This window comes from Fodinibius salsisoli, assembly GCF_026229185.1.
Taxonomy (GTDB): domain Bacteria; phylum Bacteroidota; class Rhodothermia; order Balneolales; family Balneolaceae; genus Fodinibius; species Fodinibius salsisoli.
This window is the reverse complement of sequence record NZ_JAGGJA010000003.1, coordinates 270101-292727: the sequence shown is the minus strand read 5'-3', so window position 1 is coordinate 292727 and position 22627 is coordinate 270101. Positions and strand designations below refer to the sequence as shown.

Annotated in this window: 17 protein-coding genes; 12 read left to right on the top strand and 5 right to left on the bottom strand. The window is 43.3% G+C overall.

What is annotated here, in order from left to right:
• Positions 1-52 precede the first annotated feature (52 nt).
• The 3 genes from J6I44_RS06180 to J6I44_RS06170 all read left to right on the top strand — a co-directional run bounded on the left by J6I44_RS06180 (position 53) and on the right by J6I44_RS06170 (position 5459).
• Positions 53-1960 carry an ATP-dependent nuclease gene (locus J6I44_RS06180; RefSeq protein ID WP_265765140.1) on the top strand — a complete coding sequence of 636 codons (1908 nt, stop codon included), beginning with the start codon at positions 53-55 and terminating at the stop codon, positions 1958-1960.
• Positions 1957-3921, top strand: coding sequence for a UvrD-helicase domain-containing protein (locus J6I44_RS06175; protein WP_265765139.1), 1965 nt, complete (start codon positions 1957-1959; stop codon positions 3919-3921). The genes J6I44_RS06180 and J6I44_RS06175 overlap by 4 nt, the downstream gene beginning before the upstream one ends.
• Before the next feature lie 182 nt (positions 3922-4103).
• Positions 4104-5459 (top strand): DNA recombination protein RmuC, encoded by a 1356-nt coding sequence (locus J6I44_RS06170; protein ID WP_265765138.1) that lies wholly within the window; start codon positions 4104-4106, stop codon positions 5457-5459.
• A gap of 20 nt (positions 5460-5479) precedes the next feature.
• On the opposite strand, the gene J6I44_RS06165 is transcribed toward J6I44_RS06170, so the two are convergent.
• Both J6I44_RS06165 and J6I44_RS06160 read right to left on the bottom strand, forming a co-directional pair.
• On the bottom strand, positions 5480-5722 hold the full coding sequence (locus J6I44_RS06165; RefSeq protein WP_265765137.1) for a hypothetical protein: 243 nt from the start codon (positions 5720-5722) through the stop codon (positions 5480-5482).
• An 89-nt stretch (positions 5723-5811) separates the two neighbouring features.
• Positions 5812-6705, bottom strand: a complete 894-nt coding sequence (locus J6I44_RS06160; protein WP_265765136.1) for a class I SAM-dependent methyltransferase — start codon at positions 6703-6705, stop codon at positions 5812-5814.
• A 67-nt stretch (positions 6706-6772) separates the two neighbouring features.
• On the opposite strand from J6I44_RS06160, the gene J6I44_RS06155 reads away from it, so the two are divergent.
• Positions 6773-8584, top strand: a complete 1812-nt coding sequence (locus tag J6I44_RS06155) for a chloride channel protein (RefSeq protein ID WP_265765135.1) — start codon at positions 6773-6775, stop codon at positions 8582-8584.
• A gap of 552 nt (positions 8585-9136) precedes the next feature.
• On the opposite strand, the gene J6I44_RS06150 is transcribed toward J6I44_RS06155, so the two are convergent.
• Together J6I44_RS06150 and J6I44_RS06145 are read right to left on the bottom strand one after the other, a co-directional pair.
• On the bottom strand, positions 9137-9820 hold the full coding sequence (locus J6I44_RS06150) for an RluA family pseudouridine synthase (RefSeq protein ID WP_265765134.1): 684 nt from the start codon (positions 9818-9820) through the stop codon (positions 9137-9139).
• Complete coding sequence (locus J6I44_RS06145; RefSeq protein ID WP_265765133.1) at positions 9820-11298, bottom strand: sodium:solute symporter family protein; 1479 nt, start codon at positions 11296-11298, stop codon at positions 9820-9822. The genes J6I44_RS06150 and J6I44_RS06145 overlap by 1 nt, the downstream gene beginning before the upstream one ends.
• Positions 11299-11333: 35 nt before the next feature.
• Here J6I44_RS06145 and J6I44_RS06140 point away from each other — a divergent pair, with 35 nt between their 5' ends.
• Positions 11334-11555 (top strand): hypothetical protein, encoded by a 222-nt coding sequence (locus tag J6I44_RS06140; RefSeq protein ID WP_265765132.1) that lies wholly within the window; start codon positions 11334-11336, stop codon positions 11553-11555.
• Positions 11556-11595: 40 nt separating this feature from the next.
• Here the strand turns inward: J6I44_RS06140 and J6I44_RS06135 are convergent, their stop codons facing one another.
• The gene (locus J6I44_RS06135) at positions 11596-12453 is read right to left on the bottom strand and encodes a glycoside hydrolase family 16 protein (RefSeq protein WP_265765131.1); all 858 of its coding nucleotides are present in this window, start codon (positions 12451-12453) and stop codon (positions 11596-11598) included.
• A gap of 107 nt (positions 12454-12560) precedes the next feature.
• Here J6I44_RS06135 and uvrC point away from each other — a divergent pair, with 107 nt between their 5' ends.
• The 7 genes from uvrC to J6I44_RS06100 all read left to right on the top strand — a co-directional run bounded on the left by uvrC (position 12561) and on the right by J6I44_RS06100 (position 22573).
• Entirely contained in the window at positions 12561-14411 is a 1851-nt protein-coding gene (gene uvrC / locus J6I44_RS06130) for an excinuclease ABC subunit UvrC (protein WP_265765130.1), read from the top strand.
• Positions 14412-14656: 245 nt separating this feature from the next.
• Positions 14657-15304 carry an RNA polymerase sigma factor gene (locus tag J6I44_RS06125; protein WP_265765129.1) on the top strand — a complete coding sequence of 216 codons (648 nt, stop codon included), beginning with the start codon at positions 14657-14659 and terminating at the stop codon, positions 15302-15304.
• Positions 15288-15923, top strand: coding sequence for a hypothetical protein (locus J6I44_RS06120; protein WP_265765128.1), 636 nt, complete (start codon positions 15288-15290; stop codon positions 15921-15923). Before J6I44_RS06125 ends, J6I44_RS06120 begins: the two co-directional genes overlap by 17 nt.
• A gap of 77 nt (positions 15924-16000) precedes the next feature.
• On the top strand, positions 16001-16744 hold the full coding sequence (gene recO / locus J6I44_RS06115) for a DNA repair protein RecO (RefSeq protein WP_265765127.1): 744 nt from the start codon (positions 16001-16003) through the stop codon (positions 16742-16744).
• Positions 16741-17931, top strand: a complete 1191-nt coding sequence (locus tag J6I44_RS06110) for a S1C family serine protease (RefSeq protein WP_265765126.1) — start codon at positions 16741-16743, stop codon at positions 17929-17931. Before recO ends, J6I44_RS06110 begins: the two co-directional genes overlap by 4 nt.
• A 263-nt stretch (positions 17932-18194) precedes the next feature.
• The gene (locus J6I44_RS06105; RefSeq protein WP_265765125.1) at positions 18195-18758 is read left to right on the top strand and encodes a hypothetical protein; all 564 of its coding nucleotides are present in this window, start codon (positions 18195-18197) and stop codon (positions 18756-18758) included.
• A gap of 602 nt (positions 18759-19360) precedes the next feature.
• Positions 19361-22573 carry a TonB-dependent receptor gene (locus J6I44_RS06100; RefSeq protein ID WP_265765124.1) on the top strand — a complete coding sequence of 1071 codons (3213 nt, stop codon included), beginning with the start codon at positions 19361-19363 and terminating at the stop codon, positions 22571-22573.
• Positions 22574-22627: the final 54 nt, after the last annotated feature.

The following is a 22627-nucleotide window of genomic DNA, read 5'->3' as shown; positions in this document are numbered from 1 at the left end:
TGATTTTTTTAGTTAGTTATATTTTAACTTTCAATTAATTATTTAGTAGGGGATGTATTTATCCAATCTTATTATTGAAAATTACAGAACATTCGGTTCTAAAGAGAACAATAATCATCTTGAGATAGATTTTCAGGAAGGCTTAAATTTACTTGTAGGAGAAAATGATTCTGGTAAATCTGCAATTATTGATGCTATAAGACATGTTTTATGGACTACAAGTGATGAATATCATCGCATTACTGAAGAGGATTTTCATATAGTTGGTGATCAAAGAAAAACAAACCTTCAAATTTCATGCACGTTTACAGATTTAACAAAAGAAGAAGCTGCAAGATATTTAGAATGGTTAAGCTTGGTAGATGGAGAAAAATGTTTGATTGTCAATCTTGAGGCAACACTTAACAGAGATGTTAAGAATTATCGCAGAAGGATTTCAGTAAACTATAGATCAGGAAAAAATGGACAGGGTAAAGCTATTGAAGGTGATATAAGGGAATTTTTAAAGACAACTTATTTAAAACCATTGAGAGATGCTGAATCAGAAATGAGTTCAGGTCGGAGGTCACGTTTATCACAGATTTTAGAAGCGCATCCTGATAGCAAAGAACAACAGAATGATAACTTTGATGATGAAAATCCAAATGACTTTGAGCCCGAAACACTTGTTGATATAATGAGGCAGGCAGAGTACCTAATCAAAAATAATGATTATATAGAGGACTCAGAGAGTAAAATAAATCAAGACTATTTAAATGAATTTTCAATTGGGGATGATACAATTAGTGGTGAATTGGGAATATCCAAAAAAGCTTCTTTAAGAGAAATTTTAGAAAAATTTGAACTTTGGATTAGGCCAGAAGATGATAAAGAAATTCGAACCAAAAGAGGCCTAGGAATTAATAATATATTATTTATGGCTACTGAGTTGCTTTTGCTTAGTAGTGAAAGCGACTTTGGAATGCCATTATTATTAATTGAGGAACCAGAGGCACACTTGCATCCCCCAATGCAGGTTCGATTAATGGATTTTCTTGAAGAAAAAGCAGGTTTAACAGATCAATCCCTACAAATAATAACTTCAACACATAGTCCCAATATATCTTCTAAGGTTAATCCTCAAAATCTGATAATGGTTGGTGATGGTAATGCTTACAGTTTAAAAAATGACCAAACGAAGTTATCAGAGGAAGACTATCAATTTTTAAAAAGGTTTTTAGATGTGACAAAGGCGAATCTGTTTTTTGCAAAAGGGGTTGTAATTGTAGAGGGGGATGCAGAAAACTTGCTTATACCAACACTTGCAAAATTGATCGGTTGTTCTTTTTCAAAAAATGGTATTTCAATAGTCAATGTAGGTCATACAGGTTTATTTCGATATTCAAGAATATTTCAACAGTGTGAGGAGGATAAAGAAATGCCGATTAGGGTAGCATGTATTGCTGATATTGATATTCCATCTGACTTTTTTTCTGAAGGAAATAATGATGCAGATAAACACTACAAAAAAACAGAAAGAGATTACAGTGATGAGGATCGATCTGAAAAGAAGGAAAGTTTGCAAGAGAACGATGGTAAACCAGTTTATACGTTTGTTGCAGAAAATTGGACTCTCGAGTATGATCTGATCAAAAGTGGTTTGGGATTGGAAATGCTTACTGCAATAAACTTAGCAAATGATCTGAATTATGAAGATTCAGATTTAGCTGACGAAAAAGAAAAAATTATTTCTAATTCAAAAGATGAATATGATGCTCTTATTTCCCAACAAGAAGATGAGGCTGATTTAATTTATAACAAATTCTTCGAGCACAATCTTTCTAAAACAGTTGTTGCTCAAGAATTATCTCACTATTTGGAAGAAGAGTATGATCGAAGTTTAGAAGATGATTTGCCAGAGTACATTGTTGATGCAATTAAATACGTAACACGTAATAAAGAGTTCGAAGACTTAGCATGATTGACAACGATTTAAATATCAGTGATCAGGATATAGCATCAATTGAGAAAATATTTGGTTTTAGCTTTACCGAAGATAATCGAGATGAGGTATTAAAAAGTTTAAGTAATTTAGATGTTCAAGCTGGACCAGGTAGTGGAAAAACAACTCTATTGGTTGCTAAACTTGCTATTCTAGCACAGAAATGGAAGTGGTCTGATCGAGGAATTTGTGTATTGTCACATACGAACGTTGCCAGAGAAGAAATTGAAAAACGGCTTTCAAAAATTGAAGGAGGTTTAGATCTATTGGGCTATCCGCATTTTATAGGTACAATACAATCATTTATCAATAATTATTTCGCTCTCCCACTTTTAAGGAATAAAGGGATTGAAATCAGCTTTATTGATAATAAAATTTTCTCAGAAAATGCCTTAGAATTGCTTCAGTATAAATACAATGCTCGAAGAACTCTTAGTCATAAATACAACGGGGAAAGGATCGCCAGTACTTTAGAATTCGAAGGATCAGAGTTAGATTTAACTTATATATCCAGATATGGTAGGAAACAGCTTCCTTGGGGAAAAGACATAGAAACCTATCAAGAACTTAAAGAGATAAAGTTAGAATTACTTCGCAAAGGAATTTTGCGATTCAATGATATGTATGCCTTTTCTGAATACTATTTGGCAAAATTTCCTTCAATCAAAAATGTAATAAATACCAGGTTCCCATTAGTATTTATTGACGAGATTCAGGATTCAAATTTCCAACAGGATAAAATTCTAAAGGATATCTTTTCAGAAGGTTCTACTGTTCAAAAACTTGGTGATATCAATCAGTCAATATATTCGGGTAACCAAGGAAGTTTATTAGAAGATTTTCCTTATGAAGAAAAAAAGATCGAGGTTAAAACTTCTAAAAGATTTGGGAACAAGATTGCAAATTCAGCTTCTTACTTTACTGCAATTAACCCTCAACAATTAGTAGGTTTTGATGAGCGAAATAATTTTAAAAATACCATCTTTTTATTCGATAAAAATTCAATCGCGGAAGTACTTCCGTCTTTTTGTGAATTAGTTATTGATGAGTTTGGTAAACTAGAAAGTAAAAGCCATACAGTAAAAGCTATAGGATTAAGAAAGTCAGACTCAAGAAGTCAAGAAGAAATTAAGCAAAACAAAAATTTCCCATATCTAATCAATGATTACTTTGCTGATTTCAACGAAGAAATAACGACGTCCAATATTAATATTTCTTATCTAATTGACTATGTATTTCTCAGTAGATACCTCTTAAAAAAAGACAATGAGTTTAAAGAAAGCTATGATCTTCTTTTAAAAGGGGTTTTAAGAATTTTAAGTAAAAGTGGGTCAAAAACAGAAGAAGGTAAAAGATATAGTAAAAGAAGTTTTATTAGATGGTTAAATGATGTTGGGAAACACCAGTTATTAAATAAAATCTTCTATGATTGTCTTGAATTATCTTTGGAGTTGAATAAGGAAAATTGGGAAGAAATAGTTAGTTCAATATTCGAAATTATTGGAATTTTGTTGACTGGGGATAATAAGGGTGAAGTGAAAGAATTTGTAAAGTATCTTGATGAAAGTAGTTTTGATGTATCTAAATTGGCAGACGGTAGTACGAAAGATTTAAATACCTACAGCTATTCGAATGATGAATTGAGCATCCAAGTAGATTTATCTACAATACATTCAATAAAAGGTGAGACGCATGACGCTACATTAATTTTGGAAACTTATATGCATGGTCATGATTTATCAAAATTAGTAGAGTCACTCAAAGGGAACAGAGAGAAAGTTAAAAAGCGAAAAGAGCAAAGAATGAGAAACATATTTGTAGGCATGACGAGACCTAAATATTTGCTTTGTCTTGCAATGTACAAGGAAAATATTACCGATGACGACATTGAAGAGCTTGACAATGCAGGTTGGAATATTGAAGATTTAATAAAAAATTAATTTACTCTGCCACTACGCTGTCATCCCCCCTCTATATCTTAAAGTTATACAATCCACACTGGAAACTGGACGACAGAACTCTGATATTGTTGGCACTGTCCAAATCTTGGCAGAGTTAGTTTTATTTGCCACCAGTGCTCTATTTTTAAATTTTTCACTGAACTATTTTTCATTTACAAACTATGGAATTGACTGCAATCCTTTTTATCCTCGTTGGACTCATTCTCGGCTACGCCATTGCGCATTTCAGGTATAAAAGCAGCCAGGCGTTAAGTAAAGAAGAGGCCGATGCGCTGGAGCTGGAACGCGAGCAGGCCGCACAGCAGGTATCCCGGCTGGAGGAACGCAACCAGAATATCGCCCGTCAGTTGGAATCGACGGAGCGAGAACAAAAGGAAAGCGAACGGCGCGCTAATGAAGCAGAAAAGCAGCTGGCCGAACTAAATGCCGACTACCGGAACCTGAAGGAGCGGCTCAGCGAGCAGAAAGAGGAAATGCAGCAGCTGCAGGAGCGGTTTAAGGATGAGTTTGAGAACCTGGCGAATAAGATCCTCGAAGAAAAGAGCAAGAAGTTTACTGAGCAGAATAAGGAGAAGCTGGACCAGTTGTTGAAACCGCTGGGTGAAAAGATGGAAGCCTTCAAGAAGAAAGTGGAGGAGACCCACAAAGATGAAGTAGAGGCCCGGGGTTCGCTGAAACAGGAGCTCAAAAACCTGATGGAGCTTAACCAGAAGATGGCGAAGGAGGCCAACGACCTGACAAAGGCCCTGAAGGGCGAGTCGAAGACCCAGGGCAACTGGGGCGAGGTGATCCTGCAGCGCATCCTGGAGAAGTCGGGGCTCACCAAAGGACGTGAATATGAGACACAGGAGTACCACACCACCGACGACGGCCGCCGCCTGCACCCGGATGTGGTGGTGCACCTGCCGGATGAGAAGCGCCTGATTATCGATTCTAAGGTTTCATTGACAGCCTATGAGCGGTACGCTTCGGCCGAGGATGAGCAGGAGCAACAGGCGGCATTGCGGGACCATCTCGGTTCTATCCGCAGCCATGTGAAAGGACTAAGCAATAAAAATTACCAAGAGCTGTACGGGGGCAACAGTCCAGATTTCGTGTTAATGTTTATTCCAATTGAACCGGCCTTTGGGATTGCGCTGCAGAATGATACAAGTATTTATCATGAATCTTTCGAGATGAATATTGTAATCGTAAGTCCCTCTACGTTGCTGGCAACATTGGCGACCATAGACAGTGTATGGAAGCAGGAGTATCAGAATAAGAATGCGCAGGAGATAGCTGATCGGGGTGGGGCACTGTACGAAAAGTTTCGACTTTTTGCGGAAAGCATGCAGGAAATTGGTCAGCGTATTCGTCAAACCCAGGAAAGTTATGATCAGGCGATGACCCGGTTAAGTACGGGGCGTGGCAACTTGGTGCGACAGGTAGAGATGCTGAAAGAACTGGGCGCCAATGCCAATTCATCATTGCCCGATGAGCTTACTGATCAACCTCAGCTGGAGAAAGAAGAGGGGTAGGGAAGTAATTATCTGGAGGTTTACTTCTCGTCTTTGATTAGCTGTAGTATCTGGTTTCGTAAGCCTTCGGGAGCACGGGTAGAAGGGCAGCGACTACTGATGAGCGACTTGATATTTTTTGCAGACTCATATTTTTTGCGTACATCCTTATGCTGCGCAATATATTTGAAGAATGCCTCGCGTTTTTTTTCACTTACCTCATCATCTACAATAGGGGTAATGAGTTCAAGCGCTTCATATTTCGTAAGCTCTTTTTCGTACATAATCTTTTGAAAGCCCTAAAATGTTAGAGCATTAGGTTGGCATGTTACATCTCATCAACATACAGATCTGTTTTAATGTTCCATCATATTCACAGAGAGGGCAGGCTACCCTTGGCAGATATAATATAAAATCCGTTCAGGATATCTAATTTGGTATCCAGAGGGGCAACAAATTGGTCTGCCATTTCTTCTGGCCTGTAGCATCGGTCTATCATAAATCCATGTTTCAATAAATGAGATTTGAAGTCACTCATGGAAGTATCAAACTGTAGCTTTTCTCCTACCAGGTTTAAGCTTGAACGGAACACTAATCGATGGTGAGGGGGGAGCTCATCCAACGCAAAATGGGTGCTTAGAAGGGCAGGTTGTATAAAGTAATTATGCAATGTAGATAGAACGTTGCTTACCTCTTGGGAAGTTAAATAGTCAAAGAATCCTTCTGAAATGATTGCTGTTTTTTCTTGGGGGGCAATCGTTTCCTGGTTTTCCAAAATGTCTGATAACGAATGTTCGGGGAGCTGAGCTGCAAGAATAGAAGGATGGGGATAACTGGGGTAGACTTCTTGGAAAAAGTCTTTTTTTAGTTTTGCCATCCTCGGGCTGTCGAGCTCGAGCGCTGGGATACCTCGTTGTCTGTAATAGTAAGCCGTGTGATCAAATCCTGCACCGAGAACAAGGAGTTGCTGATAGCCTTGGTTAAGTAATTCATCCAGCATCTTGGATATATACCACTTGCGGGCAAGAATATGCATCAAGTCGCCGGGTAACAGTAATTCTTCTGATTTAATATACAGGGCGCGTATCCAATCGAACTGTAGCCAATAGTGATAGTAAGAGAGAGGGCGCGGTAAAGTTTGTACTATCGATTCATAGAACCGAATGGTTTCCTCATCAAACAGACCCCGGAAGTCTGGATTTCGGGTAAGCCCATAGAACTTAATGGCGATAAAGGCCGCCGATTGGCTAAGCTGGTCAGCGTTCATGCAATTGGATGTATAATTAATGAAAGATAATGATTAGATTGCTTTCCATTATCAGTGGAGATAGCATATGTTTAGTATAAACTCCAGAAAACTCAGGACAAACCTTCACGATCTGGGCCAGGCAGTGAATATGATCATCACGGGCCGGTGGCTGTTTTACTGTGTCATTATCGGAATTTTAGCGGGACTTTTTGCACTTCTTTTTAATTTTCTATTCGAGCTCATTCAGGAGGTTGCGATCCATCAGCTGGCGGGGACTGTTATTACACATCCCGATAATGAGCGCATATTTGAGGACTTCATTCTACCGCTGGATTTCTTTGCCATAGAGCAGCCTTGGCTGCTATTTTTTCTGCCCGCCTTGGGTGGTCTTATTTCGGGACTGATTGTTTATAAGTTTGCTCCGCAGGCCAGGGGGCACGGTAACGATGCCGTGATCGAAGCTTATCATAGTTCAGTGGACCTCAAAAGTAACATTCCTTTCACAAAATTGTTGGCATCAGTTTTTACCATCGGAACAGGTGGCAGTGCCGGTAAGGAGGGACCCATTGCCCAGATTGGAGCGGGTATTGGGTCGTATGTGAGCAAGAAACTGGATATGGGAGTCCGTGAACGCCGTATATTTATGATGGCTGGTCTGGCAGCCGGTATTGGGGCAATATTTAAAGCTCCAATTGGCGCCGCGCTATTTTCTTCAGAAGTATTATATCGCAGTGATTTTGAAAGTGAGGGCTTGGTCGCCGGTGTCATTTCTTCAATCATCAGTTATTCGGTCTACGCTTCGGTTACCGGATGGGAGTCAATTTTTTCTTTTCAGCCGGTAAGTTTCAGCAATCCCTATGAGTTGCCTCTGTTTATCTTATTGGCCGTTATCGTTATGGTTGCCGGCATTTTATATACTAAAATATTCAATGGAATAAAGACACTTTTTGATAAGGTGAGTTTGCCTTTCTACCTCAAACCGATGGTGGGCGGTTTATTGGTTGGGATCATCGGTTTTTTCTTTCCGGCAGTGCTGGGTACAAGCTACGGTTCTCTGCAGGCAGCGTTGCATGGAAACCTGACGATCCCGTTTATGCTCACCCTTGTGGTTCTAAAAATGGTCGCAACCTCTTTCACAATACAGTCAGGAGGGTCCGGAGGGGTTTTTGGACCATCCTTGGTCATCGGGGGACTATTGGGGGGCGTTCTGGGTTACACTATTGAAATGATTGCTCCCGGAACCATCACCAGCCCGGAAGCTTTTGTGCTGGTGGGGATGGCGTCTTTCTTCTCTGCGGTAGCTAATGTCCCCGTTTCATCCACCATCCTGATATCTGAGATGAGTAAAAGCTATGGATTGATTGTGCCGCTTATTTTTGCGAGCGCCGTTGCTTATCTTGGAGCGCAAAGCTGGAGTATCTATAAGCAGCAGCTGGAAAACCGGTTTTCGTCTACTTCCTATCGCGATGACTTTCTCAGTGAAGTCATGCAGCATCTGAAGGTGCGCTCGGCCTTCCAAAAAGCTAAATATATGCCGGTGATTAACCACCGTTGGCGTGCCAGCCAAATCCTGGATGAATTTTCTAGGGCCGACTCTCTCATTTTGCCCGTAGATAACGATGACGGCGATATCATTGGGATGATTTCACTTTATGATGTACGGATGCTGCTCCAAAAAGAGGTGGGCGATGTCATTATTGCCGCTGATATCATGGTGCCTCCCAAACTGTTAAAGCTCAACGATTCATTTAGCACAGCGCTGGACTATTTCAGGGAGTCGGGAGAACCGGAGCTGCCCATCCTCCGGCCAGGGTCCGAAAATCAGTTTATAGGGGTACTCAGCGAACGGGAATTCCTTTTGAAATATGAGCAGGCGATGTCCCGAAGCAGGGGGTGAATAAACATTCAGGGTCCAAGATGTAGGTTTAGGGATTAAAGAATTAAGAATGAAAAAATAGGAATTGGAATGTTAAAAGCCTTAAGTCCAAAGTGCTAAGATTTTAGGATGGGAATTAGCAGTAACCTACTGTTTCAAGTTTGTGACTTGGAACAGTTTAAGATCTCCATGGGCCAATGGCGCGAGCGTCCGATCGTGCTAATGTATTGTTACTAGCGAGATACTTACGACAGCTGACTATATCTAGGCGGCCTGGACCACTTTTAAACTGGCCTGCACCTTATACAAAAAGTTAAGTAGATATTGCCTGGATAAATCATCCGATGAGGATTCAGGGAACGGAGAATGAAGAAAAAGGAGTATCAATCAGATCAGAGACATGTAGGAAGAATTTATTTCTTTATCGATCTCTGTCACTCAGAGGAGCTTGTGACAAGAGGCTTAAATGGAAAATAGGCTGGTATCACTCATCGGATGAGTATGGTGTGCCCCGCTTAGCCGCGATAATGAGTTCCCGAGCTAGTAATGGACTTTTTATTAACAGTAGTTTCTTCAAAATCTGCTCCAGGGTTCTTCGTCGGGAGCCGTCACTTCAAACTGCATCTGTTCGCCGAGGGAAGGATGATTCAGAATAAGCTCAACAGCCCGCAAGGCGATATCCCGGCCATCCGGCTGGTCAGATCCGTATCGATAGTCGCCCCAAATGGGATAGCCTTCTTCGGCAAGCTGCACGCGAATTTGATGGGGTCGGCCGGTTTGCAAGTGAATGGACAGAAGGTTGAGGCCACCAGACTCCGCAATTTTAGCAAATGACAGCGTAGCTTCCTTGGCTTTCTTAAGATCTGCAGCAACAACACTAACCATATTTTTGTCCCGATCTTTAAACAGGTGATGCGTGAGCACACCGTTGGGCGGCGGGTTGCCTTCTACCACGGCCTGGTACGTCTTCTGGATGGTGCGGTCGTGTATCTGTTTCGATAGGTTTTGGGCGGCCCGGCCCGTTTTGGCCAGCAGCATGAGTCCGCTAACCGGACGATCGAGCCGGTGGACTAACCCAAGAAAGGGGATCCCGCTACGCGGATTGGAGCGGGCAAGATATTCTTTGCAGAGGTTGAGCACATCCGGATCGCCGGTGTGATCCTCCTGCGAGAGCATATTGGCAGGTTTATTTACAATCAGCAGGTGTTGGTCTTCAAAGACGATTGGTATGTCGGGCGTAGTCTGGGTTGTTTTCATCAGATATTGGAATAACGTTTAAGGCGTTGATTCGATTCAGGCGGGGTCATCAGGCTGACTCCAACAAGCAAGGGAATATTGACAAGCAGCCCATAAATGCCTTCATGCATGGGAACAGGGCGTAGTTCAGGATACAAGAGGAAGAAAATAGTGGTGGCAATACCGCCGACGAGACCGGCCAGGGCGCCTAACCTGTTCGCTCTCTGCCAGTAAAACATGCAAAAGACCAGCGGAAATATTTGGGCGACTCCGCCGTACGAACCCAGCAGCAAATTTACGATGGGGATATCCGAAATGACTGCAAAATAGTAAGCTACCAGGCTAATGAGAATAACCAAAATGCGAATATGAAATCGTTCTTTTTTATCGGTTGTCAATCGGTCGGGAAGGAAGAGTGAAAGGCCGTCACGCACGCCGATAGAAGCTGCTGAATGCAGAATGGCATCTCCGGATGACATTGAGGCCGCCAGCGTGCCTGCACATACCAGTCCGATGATAATGACCGGCAGGTCCAGCTGCGTAAGTACATGAGGCAGGATGGTATCCGCCGGGCTAACGCCGGGATAGGCAAGGATAGCTGTAAAGCCGATAATCAAGATCGGTACCAAAAAAAGTTGAAAGGTAGGGTACAGTACCCCGGTCAGCTTCATCGTGCGATCGCTGTCGGCGGCAAAGGCGCGCATAAAAAGATGGGGCCAAACGGAGAATCCAACCGCGGAAACCAGCACGGCTGAGCTGTATCCCCACCAGTTCCAGGGCTCGCCGCTGTTCGTGAGTCCCGGAGCCTGGAGCATGGCTTTGGTAACATCGGGATTTTCTGCTATTTGAGTAAACATTTCTCCAACCCCACCAAATAGCTTGTACGGCAAATATAAGCCCAGAAACCAGGCAATAATCATCATAAAAATACCCTGAAAAGTGTTGGTCCATCCAACACCCATGACCCCGCTGAAATAGACATACATAAGGACTACCAGATAGGCAATACCTGCGCCCATCCACTGGGGAATGGCTCCTTCGCTGATAGTGGTGATCACATAGCCAGCACCTTTCATTTGCAGGGTCAGATAGGGAATAAATACGATGATGCTCAGTATGGCCAACAGAGCAGAGAGAGTCTTACTGTTGAAACGATCGCTTAGAATCTCTGCCTGGGTCACGAATCCATACTTTTCGCCCAGGCGGCGTACCTTCGGACCAAAAAAGTAGATGGGGATCATGCCGGTGGTGCCATAAGCGATAATGTAAAAAGCCGCTGCTCCGCGCGAATAAGCCCATCCGGGTCCGCCCAGAAAGGCGAAAGAAGAGAAGATGGAAGCGCCCATCACAAAATAGAGAATGAGCAGATTCATGCTTCGGTCGCCAGCCACAAATCCAGTTACACTTTCTGAAACCGTTAGTCCGGGAATGATACCCATGGCCAGCGTGATAGCCAGATAGATGCCGCAAATAATTAAAATGATAATCCAGCTTTCCATCAGCGCTCACCAGTAGAGTCGGAAGGTTCACTCAAATGATACCAGAGGAGCAGGAAAAAAGAAGAGAGCAGGAGGAAGATGATCCAGGCAAAGGAGAGGGGAAGGCCGAGGATCATGGGTTTTATGCCACTAAAGATAGCATATACCGGCCAGATGAGTCCTGCCTGAATAATCAGCAAGAGGCACACAAATATACGTTTTCTGTTCGTCATGGCACTTTATTTCCCGTCTATCCCATTCGCTTATCAAAAAATTAAGTAAAATATAATTTTGGTGGCTATCAATATTTGAGTGGATTTATTCCTTTTGATATATGCGAACGTAGTCAACAACCATCTCTTGGGGCCAGATCGTATCATCAATACCTTCCTGACCTCCCCAGTTGCCGCCGACCGCAATATTGAGAATCAGGTGAAAGGGTTGGTCGAAGGGCCATTCCTTATAAGTCTGCCGGCGATTTTTAAAGACCGCATACTGTTTGTCATCAACAAACCAGGTGATGGCATCCGGGGTCCATTCAATAGCATACCGGTGAAAACGGTGCTCGGCATCCGGCACGCGGAGGGTATCCGTGTTTTGGGTACCATCGCTGTGGTTGAAGGCCTCGGTGTGAGCCGTTGCATAAATACGGTTAGGTTCGTGTCCCACGTGCTCCATAATGTCAATCTCTCCGCTTGAAGGCCATCCGCCGTAAACCCATTCTTCCGGGAGCATCCAGATTGCGGGCCAGGTTCCTCGGCCCAAAGGGAGCTTGGCCTTGACCTCTATACGTCCATAGGTCCAGGCCATTTTATTGCGAGTCAACAGCCGTGCTGAAGTGTAAGCTGCGCTTTTGTAAGATTCTTTGCGAGCAGTGATGATGAGATGCCCGTCTTGTACCCGTGTATTCTCAAGCCGGTTCTGGGCATAATACTGTTGTTCATTATTTCCCCAACCGCATAAATCGGGGCACCCATCGCCGACATCATAGCTCCACTTCGAATCATCCGGTAAGCCCTCATAATCAAACTCATCAGACCATACCAATTCGTAATTATCCGGAGTTGCAGGTTGTAAGGACATCCCTCTATTTTGTAAATTAGCTGCAGACTGACCAGAAAGTAAAACAATGGAAATACCGATCATCATCCATTGAATAATCGACTGTATTGACATAGATTCAGTGGCTATTAGTTACGATAAAGATAAAACCGCGTGGATTGCATGGTTTTATCTTTTTGTTAATGTTCGGACGAAAGAATGATAAAAATAAATAGTAATTGATGAGCACAAGTTCTGCAAACATAGATGTGAAGGAGAAGGTAGACCATCTGCCGCTTTCGCCGGGTGTATATATGTTTAAAGATCGTAAGGATCGGCGATTGTATATTGGCAAAGCCAAGCGGCTGCGTAACAGGGTGCGATCTTATTTTCAGGAATCGGGGGGGCACGACGGTCGCATTCGTGTAATGGTGAAAAAGATCAAGGATCTGGAAGTCATTGTGACGGATTCTGAGGCCGAGGCTTTAATCTTGGAAAATAACCTGATTAAAGAACATCAGCCTCGTTATAACGTGATGTATAGGGACGACAAATCCTATCCATATATCTGCGTGACCAATGACGATCGTCCCCGGGTTTATCCAACGCGAACCGTCATCAATGATGGCAGTAAGTATTTCGGTCCCTACGACAGCGTTATGCACATGAAGCGGATGCTGGAAACGATGCGAAAAGCTTTTGGGCTCTGTACATGCGCCGTTTCCCGAAAAAATGTAGACCGGACTAAAGGCGCCCCCCAATGGCATTCTTGCTTTGATGATTATCTGGAAAGCTGTTCCGGTGATTGGGACATGGAAGAATACCAAGAGACGATTTATAAAGTGGAGCGGATGTTGAACGGCCGGACGGATGCCTTGATCCGGGACCTCAAAGAAGAGATGTCGATAGCATCCGAAGCCCTCGAATTTGAGAAGGCTGCGCGTATCAGGGATAGCCTCCGGGCGGTACAAAAATACAGCCGTAAGATGAAGATGGTGGCCGATAAAAAAGTAGACCGTGATCTCTTTGCCATTAAAGTAGATGAAGAAATATCGGAAGCATGTGGTGTGCTATTTAAAGTACGCGAAGGAAAGCTGATTAGTAAATTCCACCGCTTCCTTAAGAATATCAAGCATCTGGAGAAAGGAGAGATGTTGCAGTCATTTGTAGAAGATTATTACACAGGGCAACATGCGGGTGGAATACCAGATGAAGTGTACGTAAGCGACGACCTTGTGAATGATGAACCTCTTGCCCAATATCTCTGGGAAGAACGTGGACGAAAAGTACGGATCCACCGCCCACAGCGTGGAGAAAAGGCCAAAATGATTCGGATGGCCCTGTCGAATGCCAAGCTCTTGCTGGGAGAGCGTAAGCTGGAAAAGGAAAAAGCGGCCCGAAAGCGTATCCCGCATTCTGTAAAAGAACTGAAAGAGCATCTCGACCTGGATCGGCTGCCACGGCGCATTGAATGTTTTGATAACTCGAACCTGCAGGGCAGTGATCCGGTGGCTTCCATGGTCTGTTTTGTGGATGCGCGAACAAGAAAAAGCGAATACAAGCGGTTTAATATCAAAACGGTGGAAGGCCCCGACGACTTTGCCTCCATGAAAGAAGTGCTTAGCCGGCGCTACAAGCGGGTTATGAACGAAAAGCAGCAAGTTCCCGATTTAATTGTCGTGGATGGGGGCAAGGGGCAGCTTAGCAGTGCGGTAGAAGCATTAAAAGAGATCGGCTTTTACGGGCAGTGTGAGATTATTGGGCTGGCCAAACGACTCGAGGAAGTATTTGTACCGGGGCGCTCGCAGTCCATTATGATTCCCAAAAAATCATCGGCCCTGAAGCTATTGCAGCGTGTGAGAGACGAGGCACACCGCTTTGCGATTTCTTTCCACCGAAATAAACGCTCAAAACGAACCATACAGACCGAATTAACCCAAATTAAGGGCATTGGAGAAAAAACTGCTCAAAAAATGTTAACAAAATTTGGATCCGTAAAATCAATCCAAAAAGCAGATATTGACGTATTACAAGAGGAAGTTGGGAATAAAATGGGTCAACGGGTGTATGATTACTTTCACACAGAGGCCTAATTGTCGGCATCACATCATCATGTGATATACATCGAGTTGTTCATTACATACAATGGAAATAGACATTGACTGAAACGGAACAATATTGGATGTTATACGTATTCATTAGTGATACAATTAAACAGATGAATCATAACAGCAGTAAAATTTGTTCTGAAAGTAAGATGAGGTCAATATAATGCGTCTAATTGCAAAAATTAGTTGCATCGAAGACTAAAAATTCTTAAATCAGGCGTGAGGAAATTATGAAGCTTGAACAATCCAAACATATCAGTAAGAAATATAAACAGCTGGATGATAAGGATCTGGTTCGTTTTTATCGCCAAAATGGGGACGAACAGGCATTCAGCGAGTTGATGAATCGTCATCAGACGAAGATTTATTCCTATATCTACAGTATGGTAGGTAGTGCCGGCAAGGCTGATGACATCTTCCAGGAGACGTTTACCAAGGTCATTACTAAGATGGATGACACCTATAATGAGCAGGGTAAATGGATTGCCTGGGTGATGAGAATAGCCCATAATGCAACAATTGATTATTTAAGAAAACAAAAACGGTTCGTGGACGTTAGTTCTAACTACGACAAGGAATCAAACACTGATTTCTATGATCGTTTGCCTGATGAAGATCTTGTCAGCGCACAGGAACAGCTTGAAAAAGATGAAATTAAAAATAGTCTGATGAAACATATAAGTGATCTTCCTGAGGAACAACGTCAAGTAGTAATGCTGCGTCATTATTATGAAATGCCGTTTAAGGAAATTGCTGATTTGACGAACGTATCCATCAATACTGCACTCGGAAGAATGCGGTATGCGTTGATAAATCTTCGAAAACTTTTTGATAAAGAAAAAGAACAAGAAGAACAAAACTATGCGCAACGAGGATAATGATTGCATTCGGTATCTGATGAAGGAGATGGATCCTTCTGAGGAGCTACTGATGGAACGAGCAATGATGGAGGACGAAAACCTTCTAATCGAGGTCGAAAGTATGCGGCAGACGCTAAAAAAATTAGACAAGCTTCCCCGCAAGGACCCTCCATCTGAGCTCTCGAACAATATTTTAAAACAGGCTGCTGAGCAGGCCGAAAAAAATCGAGAGTCCCAGAAAACTCTTAACCCTGTTTTCAAGTACGCAGTGGCAGCTACGCTGGCATTGACGATTGGGGCAGGAGGCACATGGTTTTATATGGGCGGTAGTGTAACCGACGATTCTCGCAGATCAAGGATATCGGCTGCTCCTTCACAATCGCAAGTTGCCTCCGGCAGTAGCGATTTCCAGCTGAATAATATTAATTTCGAAGCTCTCAAAGTTACTTCTGCAGCCGCGAAAAAGGTAACACCGTGGGTTGATCGAGAAAATGTTATCCATTTTGAAGACCAAATGAATAACAGCGACTTTGAGGCCCTCATCCAGGAGTCAACTCAAAAACTGAAGCCGATCAATAACTCTGCGTTAAATAACAGGCCGGTTAAATCGATACAGTTGACGGGTACCGGAAATTAAAATTGTTGTTGCATTTCTACCGGTACTATACTTCCTTTTCTGTAGATGGATTATTAATGCCATGAATAAGAAAAGGAATGATTACGCATACCGAGGCTATAATATTTAAAACGGTAGACTACCAGGAATCAAGCAAGATTGTTACCATGTTCACTCGTGAACATGGTAAAATTGCGCTGATGGTTCGTGGTGCTAAAAAGCCCAAGAATAAATTTTCCGGGCTCATTGAAATAGGCAATCTGCTGGATGTCATTTACTACTATAAATCTTCTCGTTCAGTACAGATACTTTCGGAGGCGAGTTATCTCGAAAAGTTGATGAACTTGCGCATTGATTTTGAGAAGATGGCGACAATGACTTCCGCAATTGAGCTTATCAGCCAGCTGCTGCACGAAAACGAAGTCAATAAACCCCTCTTCAACTTCTCCCAAAAAATGTTGCACTGGCTGGATGAAACCGAGATTCATCCGCCGCTTATTTTCCCCTACCTACAGATTCGATTAGCTACCCTTGTTGGTATTGGCCTGCAGGTAGACCATGCCGGCCGTTCGGATAAAATGAACTATTTAAACCTCGAATCGGGTTTAATAACTACGGAGAGTGTTTCATCACACGCATACAAGTTAACCCCTAATCAATTTAGGTTTTTAGCTATTGCGCTCCAGTCAAAAAGTTCTAAATTATTTGATATACCATTTGAAAGGGGAGAGCTAAAGGCATTGATAGATAAATTAGATCGGTATCTCAAGTTCCATGTTGAGGGATTAAAGGATCGTACCTCAGATGCCATCTTTGAACAAATATTACAGGAGTCATTATGAGGACACGGGACCGATATCTTTCAGGCATATTATTATTGCTCATTGGTATTTTAGTGGGAACTTTATTCGCTTTTTATCAGCAAGATCGGGTTGATGATCGGGCAGATGTAAAAGTTACAGAAATAAAACATAGCGCCCGGCCTATTTTCACCGATAAAGAATTACAACAGCTGGATGACCGTTTTCTTTTCAAAGAAATCGCCAACCGGGTAAATCCCACGGTGGTATATATAGAATCAGAAGTCCCCTTTTCTCAAGAGGACATGCCGGAGGATGATATTCATCAGGAAGAGGAGGATTTCTGGGGACATATTTTTCCACGTCGGGCACGGACGGTAGGTTCGGGCATTATCATTAGCAGCGATGGATACATCCTGACAAACAACCACGTAATTGACGGCGCCACGGAGGATGGTATTGAAGTGACCCTAAATGACCGCCGGACTTATTCGGCACGTATTGTAGGGCAAGATCCAACCACCGATTTGGCTGTCATGAAAATAGATGCACAAAATTTGCCGGCTATCACTATTGGCAACTCTAATAATGTAGAAGTGGGCGAGTGGGTATTGGCTATTGGCAATCCTTTCCGGTTGCGCTCAACGGTAACAGCGGGTATTGTAAGCGCCTTAGGTCGCGATATGCAGATTATACGAGATCAGATGCGGGTGGAAAGTTTTATACAGACGGATGCCGCCATCAATAAGGGGAACAGCGGGGGACCCTTGGTGAATACCAGTGGAGAACTTATTGGGGTAAACACCGCTATCGCCTCCTTGAGTGGAAGCTATCAGGGATATGGATTTGCGGCCCCTTCTAACCTTGCAATGAAGGTAGCCAGCGATCTTATTGAATATGGCGAGGTGCATCGGGCATTATTGGGGGTCGTTATCCGAACGGTTGATGCTAACCTTGCTGAAGAGTTGGAGATGGATCAAATTAAAGGTGTGCTCATCACGAATATATCATCTGGTGGAGCGGCAGCCGAGGCAGGACTGCAAAGCAGCGATGTTATCTTAAGTGTTAACGGACAGGTCGTGAACAAATCTAACCAGTTGCAACAGAAGATTGCCGTTTTGCATCCTGGTGATAGGGTATCTCTTAAAATTTGGCGAGACGGAGAGGAATTGTCCAAAACTTTAAAGCTTGGGAAACTGGAGACGGTAAATTCCTCCGAAAATCAATAAAAGGAGTTGCTCTAAGGTAGAGAAATACACCTTTCCCAAAGTGAGCGCGGAACACATACGACAGTTGAAAGTATGTATTCTTTAAAGGATCTTTCCCGGGACTCATTATCATTGATGAGAAGAAGGTTGAATATGCCCGCTTCATTATAAGTACAATGCCACGACATAGCTTTTTCTTTAAGTAATGATCCGCTGATCTTTAGAAGAATTTTAAGGTTATCTGATATCCAGAATAAATATTAAACAGGAAACTATATAGATTTATGAACCGCTTATTTTCTTTACTTACAATCATCGTAGTTGCAAGTGCTTTTGCAGGATGTTCAAGCACATCACAAACGGTTTCTCCCTCTGCCAATGCCCAAAATGATGTTTCTGCGGAGTCTCAGTCAACACCCACATGGTTTAATAAGGAAGAAGTAGCTTTTGAAGGTTCAACAATCAGTAGTTATGCCACTGCTATTGGCCCCGATTCGGTTTCAGCGGTATCTAAGGCCGTAGAACGGGCCAGTGTTTTGCTTAGGCAGTCCGTTTCAAACCGGCTTGAATCCGTCCGCAACGATGCTCTTAAAGAGCTGGGAAGTGACTCGGGACTTGATACGCCGGGCTTTTTGATTGCTCTTCGTAAAGCGGACCGTGTTGTTAATGAGGTGGCTAATAGCAGTCAAACCAATACCCAAGGCGTAGAAGGGCAATCCAGTTCTTTGGGGTTTGCCGAAGTTCAGGCAGACCGGGCTGAGCTTATTGAACGAATGGGGGAGCAGTTATCCGCTCACCAGGAGGCGTGGAATAGCTTGGTAAACTCTGATGCTTTTTCCAGCTTTTAATACAACTGCTGTTTCTTTATAAAGCTTATTCAATTTGATCATGAGTCCTGCCTTTTGGCTTTGTTGCTATCAATGGTGCAAGTAAAAGTTCGCACTATTATAGAATATACAAGGCGACTTACCTTCCTTTCAATATTTTAAGCCCAGGCATAGGTTTCCTTAAAAGAGGAAATAATGTGTTCAATCACTTAGCAATCAGCCGGGCTCCCCGTACCTTATTCGAAAATCCTTACTGTTTATGGTGTAGAAACAGTAAGGATGTACCGCGGAAACAGTAAGGATGTACCGCGGAAACAGTAAGGATTATTGGTACAAACAGTAAGGATATCAGACCAATCCATATAACAAATAGAATGGGGGAGCGCATGCAACCTGTTGATCTTATTGAGAGAATTTAACTATACCATGTTGTCGGGGGATCTCAAACCGAATTAAGCTTGAAGCTTGTATGGATTTAGACAACAGGAATTTGCTTCAAAGTGCTCCCCTTACTAAAGTGATCTCCACTGAATATAACTTATGAATGCCTTGACTACTTATTTACCCAAAATTTAAATAACTTTTAATGAATTGTAATCATATAATTAAAAAGTGTAGAAAATATGGCCAAATTGTTACAAGCAGTAATAGGAGCTGTGTTAATCTGTTTGTGTACCCTACTAACAGTTAACACAAGTTATGCACAGGTTACCACTGCCTCCATCGAAGGGCAGGTGACTGATGAAAGTGGAGAGCCGTTAGCAGGTGCAAATATAATTGTGGTACATGAGCCGTCGGGCACACAAAGGGGCGTATCCACTCGTTCTAACGGGCGATTTACCCTGCCCAATCTTCGTATTGGAGGGCCTTATACCGTTACCGCAACCTTCATCGGTTTCGAAAAACAAGTCCAGGGAGATATCACCTTATCACTGGGCAAAACCCAAACCGTAAATTTTCAGCTGGCAGAAAACGTCGAAGGTCTTGACGAAGTCGTCGTTACGGCAGGAGGGGATGAGGATATCAACGAAAGCCGTACCGGGGCTGCTACTACCATTGACAATGCGGAAATTCAGCAGTTACCAACTATAACCCGCTCTGCAGAAGACATCTACCGGCTGGCGCCTTCTTCGGATGGGAATTCCTTTGCCGGACGTAATGACCAGTTTAATAACTTTTCGCTGGATGGCTCTATCTTTAATAATCCCTTTGGATTAGATGCCGCTACGCCCGGGGGACAGTCCAACGCTCAGCCCATCTCGCTGGATGCCATCGATCAGATTCAGGTGTCGGTAGCTCCCTATGACGTCACACAGGCTGGTTTTACCGGTGCTGCCGTCAATGCCGTTACCAAGAGTGGAACCAATACGTTTAAGGGATCGGTGTTTGGGTTCTACCGAAATGAGGATTTTACCGGATCCAAAGTGGAAGGAAATGATATCTTTGTGCCGGATCTTACACAGTTCCAGACGGGATTAAGCCTGGGTGGACCTATTATCAAAGATAAGCTCTTTTTCTTTGCCAACTTTGAACTTGATCTTCGTGATGACCTTGGAAGTAACTTCCTGGCCAATAATTCCAGTCGATCCGGGGGCAATGTTTCGCGGGTAGAAGAAGAGGATCTGATGACCGTTAGTAATGCACTGGCCGATCGTTACGGATACAGTACCGGCGCCTATGAACGCTATTCGCACGATACTGATAACAACAAGGGTATTTTTAAGCTCGATTGGAACATCAATAACAATCACTCTTTAACGGCTACTTATAACTTTCTGGATGCTTTTCGGGAGCAGAATGCACATCCCTCGGCTATTGGCCGTCGCGGACCGGATCAGACCACACTACAGTTTCATAATTCCGGCTACCGTATCAATAATAAGATACAGTCCGGTATCGTAGAATTACGGTCACTGCTTGGTAATAAGTTTTCGAATAAGCTGCAGGTAGGGTATACCCATTTTGATGACAGCCGGGATCCCTTTAGTTCGCCTTTCCCCACGGTTAACATTTCAAAAAATGGTATCAGATATATCGTTGCAGGACACGAGCCGTTTTCTATCCACAATCGTCTCGACCAGAAGGTATACCAGGTGACCAACAATTTCGACATTTTTGCAGGGGACCATACCATCACCATAGGTACATCATTCGAAGCCTTCAAATTTGATAACTCTTTTAACCTTGGGGCGTACTACATCGGGCAACCGGGTGGAGTATTTTCCGGGGCAGGTATCCCAATGGAAAACTTCGTAGATCTGGTTAATTCCGGTGGGCTTGATGCTGCAGTCGAAAATGCTCAACAGGTTTTTGATAATAATAATGCTAATGACAGCTGGGCGCTGGCTGAGACGAACGTCGGTCAATGGGCCATTTATGCACAGGATAAGTGGACCATAAACAACGACTTTACCTTTACCTATGGATTGCGCGTGGATATGCCGCTCTACTTTAATACAAAAGAAAAGATCCGGGAGAATATTGAACGAAAGGGGGGCACCCTGGATGAAGGCGGCACCTATGCTCCTGATTTAACCTACTACGATGAGGATGGAAATCCGGTGCAATTCAGTAGTACAGAGCTTCCCGAGCAGACGCCTATTCTTTCGCCACGTATTGGTTTTAACTGGAATCCCATGGGCAATCAGACACTACAGCTTCGAGGTGGATCAGGCCTCTTCACAGGGCGCTTCCCATTTGTTTGGGTGGGCAACCAGGTTGCTAATACAGGATTTTCATTTTACCAGGTCACGGACCCTGATTTCCAATTTCCCCAGGTTTGGCGCTCAAACATAGGTGTTGAAAAGCGATTTAAGGGCGGCTGGTTACTTTCCTCAGATTTCATCTTTACCAAAGATGTAAATGGTGTGCTGGTTAAGAACTTTGGATTAAAACCGCCATCCGGCACCTTAAACGGGGTTGATAACAGGGCCTATTACACAACTGATGACTATGCCGAAGATCCGAATGGTAACCAGGTAGGAGCATTCGGGGGACCTGCTCAAAATGCCTACGTCTTCACAAATACGGATAAAGGACGGAGTTTTAACTGGACGGTAGAGGTCAAAAAGCGATTTGGTGAAAACTTCTTTACTTCGCTGGCCTATAACTACCTGGATGCGCAGGATGTAAATTCTATTGAAGCTGAAATTTCAAGTGATGCTTTTGCAAGAAATCCGGCGCTTGGAAATGTAAATACGCCGAACCTATCCCCATCGCTTTATGGCAACAAGCATCGTTTTGTAGGGACGGCCAATAAAACCTTTCGCTATGGGCAGGACAGCCGATGGGCTACTACCTTCTCGCTCTTCTTTGAATATGCCAAGGGCGGACGATTCAGTTATACCTACTCCGGCGATGCAAACGGTGACGGTTCTGGGTTGAATGATCTGATTTACATTCCTACAGAGTCTGAGCTCCAGACCTATTCCTTTACGGGGAGCGGGCAAGAGCAGGAGGCTCAGCGCCAGGCATTCAGTGAATTTATTGCCCAAGACGACTACTTAAGCAGCCGAAGGGGGCAATATGCCGAAAAGTATGCGGTATTGAGTCCGTGGTACAGTCAGTATGATCTGCGAGTGCTTCAGAAACTGAATCTCGGCAACAACTCCATTGAATTCAGTATTGATGTTCTTAATATTGGCAACCTGCTCAATTCAGAATGGGGTGTCCGGAAAGATCCGACGAACAGTCAGCCTGTTGGTATTAATGTGGCTGATCCAAGCGAGGGACCCGTTTACAGCTTTGATCCCAGTTTAAATAATACTTATGTCAATACATTTGGATTGGAATCTCGTTGGCGAGTACAGTTTGGCCTTCGATACTCCTTTAACTAAGGCCTGATTGCTCTCTTTATTTTAGGTGGATTTATAAACCCGCAAAGGTTCCAA

Excerpts from the sequence above, each read along its gene's own strand:
- J6I44_RS06180 (WP_265765140.1), top strand. The coding sequence starts at position 53 with ATGTATTTATCCAATCTTATTATTGAAAATTACAGAACATTCGGTTCT.
- J6I44_RS06175 (WP_265765139.1), top strand. The coding sequence starts at position 1,957 with ATGATTGACAACGATTTAAATATCAGTGATCAGGATATAGCATCAATT.
- J6I44_RS06170 (WP_265765138.1), top strand. The coding sequence starts at position 4,104 with ATGGAATTGACTGCAATCCTTTTTATCCTCGTTGGACTCATTCTCGGC.
- J6I44_RS06165 (WP_265765137.1), bottom strand. The coding sequence starts at position 5,722 with ATGTACGAAAAAGAGCTTACGAAATATGAAGCGCTTGAACTCATTACC.
- J6I44_RS06160 (WP_265765136.1), bottom strand. The coding sequence starts at position 6,705 with ATGAACGCTGACCAGCTTAGCCAATCGGCGGCCTTTATCGCCATTAAG.
- J6I44_RS06155 (WP_265765135.1), top strand. The coding sequence starts at position 6,773 with ATGTTTAGTATAAACTCCAGAAAACTCAGGACAAACCTTCACGATCTG.
- J6I44_RS06150 (WP_265765134.1), bottom strand. The coding sequence starts at position 9,820 with ATGAAAACAACCCAGACTACGCCCGACATACCAATCGTCTTTGAAGAC.
- J6I44_RS06145 (WP_265765133.1), bottom strand. The coding sequence starts at position 11,298 with ATGGAAAGCTGGATTATCATTTTAATTATTTGCGGCATCTATCTGGCT.
- J6I44_RS06140 (WP_265765132.1), top strand. The coding sequence starts at position 11,334 with ATGATACCAGAGGAGCAGGAAAAAAGAAGAGAGCAGGAGGAAGATGAT.
- J6I44_RS06135 (WP_265765131.1), bottom strand. The coding sequence starts at position 12,453 with ATGTCAATACAGTCGATTATTCAATGGATGATGATCGGTATTTCCATT.
- uvrC (WP_265765130.1), top strand. The coding sequence starts at position 12,561 with ATGAGCACAAGTTCTGCAAACATAGATGTGAAGGAGAAGGTAGACCAT.
- J6I44_RS06125 (WP_265765129.1), top strand. The coding sequence starts at position 14,657 with ATGAAGCTTGAACAATCCAAACATATCAGTAAGAAATATAAACAGCTG.
- J6I44_RS06120 (WP_265765128.1), top strand. The coding sequence starts at position 15,288 with ATGCGCAACGAGGATAATGATTGCATTCGGTATCTGATGAAGGAGATG.
- recO (WP_265765127.1), top strand. The coding sequence starts at position 16,001 with ATGATTACGCATACCGAGGCTATAATATTTAAAACGGTAGACTACCAG.
- J6I44_RS06110 (WP_265765126.1), top strand. The coding sequence starts at position 16,741 with ATGAGGACACGGGACCGATATCTTTCAGGCATATTATTATTGCTCATT.
- J6I44_RS06105 (WP_265765125.1), top strand. The coding sequence starts at position 18,195 with ATGAACCGCTTATTTTCTTTACTTACAATCATCGTAGTTGCAAGTGCT.
- J6I44_RS06100 (WP_265765124.1), top strand. The coding sequence starts at position 19,361 with ATGGCCAAATTGTTACAAGCAGTAATAGGAGCTGTGTTAATCTGTTTG.